Here is a 3,407-nt window from a genome sequence, read left to right on the forward strand (position 1 = left end):
ATGCGCTTGTAGTGGTTGTAGACCGCGACGGCCAGCGTGCGCTTGGCGGTGTCCTGGCCGATGACGTAGGCCTCGAGGAACTCCCGGATCTCGGCCGGCTTCGGGAGCTCATCGAGTTTGACGTCGTCGTTGTCGGCGAGTTCCTCTTCGATGATCTCGTTGCAGAGGTCGATGCACTCGTCGCAGATGTAGACGCCGGGCCCGGCGATGAGCTTCTTGACCTGCTTCTGACTCTTTCCACATAAGGAGCATTTCAGCAGGTCACCGCCGTCTCCGATGCGAGCCATCTGCCCCTGCCCTACTTCCCTTGAATGATCGTTCGCGACGTCTGGTGTTGATCTGTCTCGACGCTACCCGCATGTTCGGCCGGTGGGCGAGCGTTATGCGGGGTTTGCGCGCGTGTCGCCGCTCAGGCGGTTTGCGCCGACAGTTTGCGGTAGCTCAACACGGTGTCGATGATGCCGTACTCCTTGGCCGCCTCGGCGGTGAGGATCTTGTCGCGGTCGGTGTCCTTGCGGATGACGGCGGCGTCCTTGCCGGTATGCCGGGCCAGGGTCTGTTCCATCAGGGTCCGCATCCGCTCGATCTCGGCGGCCTGGATCTCCAGGTCGGAGAACTGCCCCTGGATGACCCCACCCAGCGAGGGCTGGTGTATCAGGATCCGGGCGTTGGGCAGGGCGAGACGCTTGCCGGGGGTTCCGGCGGCCAGCAGGACAGCGGCCGCGGAGGCGGCCTGTCCAAGGCACACCGTCTGGATGTCGGCCCGCACGTACTGCATGGTGTCGTAGATCGCCATCAGTGAGGTGAACGATCCGCCCGGGGAGTTGATGTACATGGTGATGTCGCGGTCCGGGTCCAGGGATTCCAGCACCAGCAACTGCGCCATGATGTCGTTGGCCGAGGCGTCGTCGACCTGCACGCCGAGGAAGATGATGCGTTCCTCGAAGAGCTTGTTGTACGGGTTGGACTCCTTGACACCCCAGCTGGAGTGTTCGATGAACGACGGCAGGATGTAGCGCGCCTGCGGAGCGAGCCGGGGATCGGAGTGAAAGGGCATGGGATCAGGCATTGGAGCCTCCGTTGAAGTGCGCACGGGTGATGACGTGGTCGACGAAGCCGTACTCGAGGGCTTCGGCGGCGGTGAACCAGCGGTCGCGATCGGAGTCGGCCTCGATGCGCTCGATGGGCTGGCCGGTGAACTCGGCGTTGAGCCGGAACATCTCCTTCTTGATGAGCGCGAACTGCTCGGCCTGGATCGCGATGTCGGTCGCGCCGCCGGTGATTCCGCCCAGCGGCTGGTGCATCAGGATGCGGGCGTGCGGCAGCGCGTACCGCTTGCCCTTGGCCCCGGCCGCCAGCAGGAACTCACCCATCGAGGCGGCCATGCCCATGGCGTAGGTGGCGACGTCGCAGGGCGCCAGCACCATGGTGTCGTAGATCGCCATGCCGGCGCTGATCGAGCCGCCGGGCGAGTTGATGTAGAGCGAGATGTCCTTGGTCGGGTCCTCGGCGGCCAGCAGCAGGATCTGGGCGCACAGCCGGTTGGCGATGTCGTCGTCGACCTGGGATCCCAGGAAGATGATGCGCTCGGCCAGCAACCGCTCGTAGATGGAGTCCTGAAGGTTCAGGCCGCCACCGGAACGCATGTGAGTCACGCTTACCTGCTTTCGTTCGAACGATCCGCTCGTCATTGCTGCTGTCTCTGACCCTAACCAACCCGGCGCCGGTAACCATGCCCGCGGCGGGGGTCTTTCGCTGTCGGCGTTACTCCGACTCCGACTTCGCTGTCGGCGTTACTTCCGACTCCGACTTCGCCGCCTTCTTCTTGGCCTTGGGCTCACCCTTGGGCTCACCCTTGGGCTCACCGTCGGGGTCGGCCTTCTTCTTGGCCTTGGCCTTGGCCTTGGCCTTGGCTTTATCGGCCCCGTCGGCGGCGGACCCGGCGGCGGACCCGGAGTCGGGCTCGGCTCCCGAGCCGAAGAACTCGGCGGTGTCGATCACCGCACCGGTGGTGTCGCTGACCGTGGCGGCCTCCACCACCGCCGCGACGGCCAGGCCCCGGCGCACGTCTGCGTAGACCACCTGGAGCTGGTTCTGCTGCTGCAGCATGCTCACCAGTTGCCGGGGCTCGAGCCCATACTGCCGGGCCATCAGGACCAGCCGCTCGGTGAGGTCGCTCTCCCCGACCTCGATGTCCAGCTCGTCGGCGATGGCGTCCATCAGCAGTTGGGTCTTGACGGCCTTCTCGGCGGCTTCGCGGCTGTCGGCGTCGAACTTCTCCCGCGAGCTGCCCTGGGCCTCCAGCGTCTCGGCCAGCTTGGCCTCGTCGTGTTCGAGCGGGTGGATGGCGTTGTGCAGCGCGGAGTCGACCTGGGCCTGGACGATGGCCTCCGGCAGCGGCACCTCGACCATCTCGAGCAGGTTCTCCAGCGCGGTGTCGCGGATCTTCTCCGCCTGATGGATGCGCTTGACCCGGCGGACCTGTTCGGTGAGGTTCTCGCGCAGCGCGTCCATGGTGTCGAATTCGCTCGCCAATTGGGCGAAGTCGTCGTCGGTGTCGGGCAGTTCGCGCTCCTTGACCGACTTCACCGTGACGGTGACCTCGGCGTCCTTACCGGCGTGCTCGCCGGCGACGAGCTTGGTGGTGAAGGTCTTCGACTCACCCTCCGACAGGCCGACGATCGCCTCGTCCAGCCCCTCGATGAGCTGACCGGAGCCGATCTCGTGGGAGAGTCCCTCGGCCCTGCCGTCGGGGATCTCGGTGCCGTCGACCGACGCGGACAGGTCGATGGAGACGAAGTCGCCGGCCTTGGCCGGGCGGTCGGCGCCCTTGAGGGTGCCGAACCGGGCGCGCAGCGACTGCAACTCGGCGTCGACCTCTTCGTCGGTGATCTCGACGGGGTCGACGGAGAACTCGAGCTTGCTCAGGTCGGGCAGGTCGATATCGGGACGGACGTCCACCTCGGCGGTGAACTCCAGTTCCTCGCCGTCCTCCAGCTTGGTCACCTCGATGTCCGGCTGGCCCAGCGGCCGAAGTTCGGTGCCGGTGAGGGCCTCGCTGTAGCGGGCCGGCAGCGCGTCGTTGACCACCTGCTCCAGCACCGCGCCCCGGCCGACCCGGGCCTCCAGCAGTTTTGCCGGAGCCTTGCCCGGGCGGAAGCCGGGCAGCCGCACCTGGCTGGCCAACTGCTTGTAGGCGCGGTCGAATTCGGGCTGCAGTTCGGTGAACGGCACCTTCACATTGATCCGAACCCGGGTGGGGCTCAGCTTCTCGACGGTGCTCTGCACGGTGCTGCTCCTTAGTTCTCGTGGGTGTCTGCGGGCGCGTGTCGGGGTGACAGGATTTGAACCTGCGGCCTTCCGCTCCCAAAGCGGATGCGCTACCAAGCTGCGCTACACCCCGCTGC

General features: G+C 66.2%; 4 protein-coding genes and 1 tRNA gene. All 5 read right to left on the minus strand.

The window, feature by feature from the left end:
* Nucleotides 1–287 (minus strand): ClpX C4-type zinc finger protein (locus ADBZ5U_RS15195; RefSeq protein ID WP_526811583.1); only part of this gene is annotated, 287 nt, incomplete at its 3' end.
* A 122-nt stretch (nucleotides 288–409) separates the two neighbouring features.
* Nucleotides 410–1,057 carry a ClpP family protease gene (locus ADBZ5U_RS15200; protein WP_526811585.1) on the minus strand — a complete coding sequence of 216 codons (648 nt, stop codon included), beginning with the start codon at nucleotides 1,055–1,057 and terminating at the stop codon, nucleotides 410–412.
* A 4-nt stretch (nucleotides 1,058–1,061) separates the two neighbouring features.
* Nucleotides 1,062–1,646, minus strand: coding sequence for a ClpP family protease (locus tag ADBZ5U_RS15205; protein ID WP_526811586.1), 585 nt, complete (start codon nucleotides 1,644–1,646; stop codon nucleotides 1,062–1,064).
* A 118-nt stretch (nucleotides 1,647–1,764) separates the two neighbouring features.
* A complete protein-coding gene (tig, locus tag ADBZ5U_RS15210) occupies nucleotides 1,765–3,288 on the minus strand; it encodes a trigger factor (RefSeq protein ID WP_526811584.1) in 1,524 nt (507 codons plus the stop codon).
* Nucleotides 3,289–3,329: 41 nt separating this feature from the next.
* Nucleotides 3,330–3,403 (minus strand) — tRNA-Pro (locus ADBZ5U_RS15215).
* Between the last annotated feature and the right edge of the window lie 4 nt (nucleotides 3,404–3,407).

Origin of the sequence: Mycobacterium sp., from assembly GCF_040398885.1 — a bacterium.
GTDB lineage: Bacteria > Actinomycetota > Actinomycetes > Mycobacteriales > Mycobacteriaceae > Mycobacterium.

Excerpts from the sequence above, each read along its gene's own strand:
- ADBZ5U_RS15205 (WP_526811586.1), bottom strand. The coding sequence starts at position 1,646 with ATGCGTTCCGGTGGCGGCCTGAACCTTCAGGACTCCATCTACGAGCGG.
- ADBZ5U_RS15200 (WP_526811585.1), bottom strand. The coding sequence starts at position 1,057 with ATGCCCTTTCACTCCGATCCCCGGCTCGCTCCGCAGGCGCGCTACATC.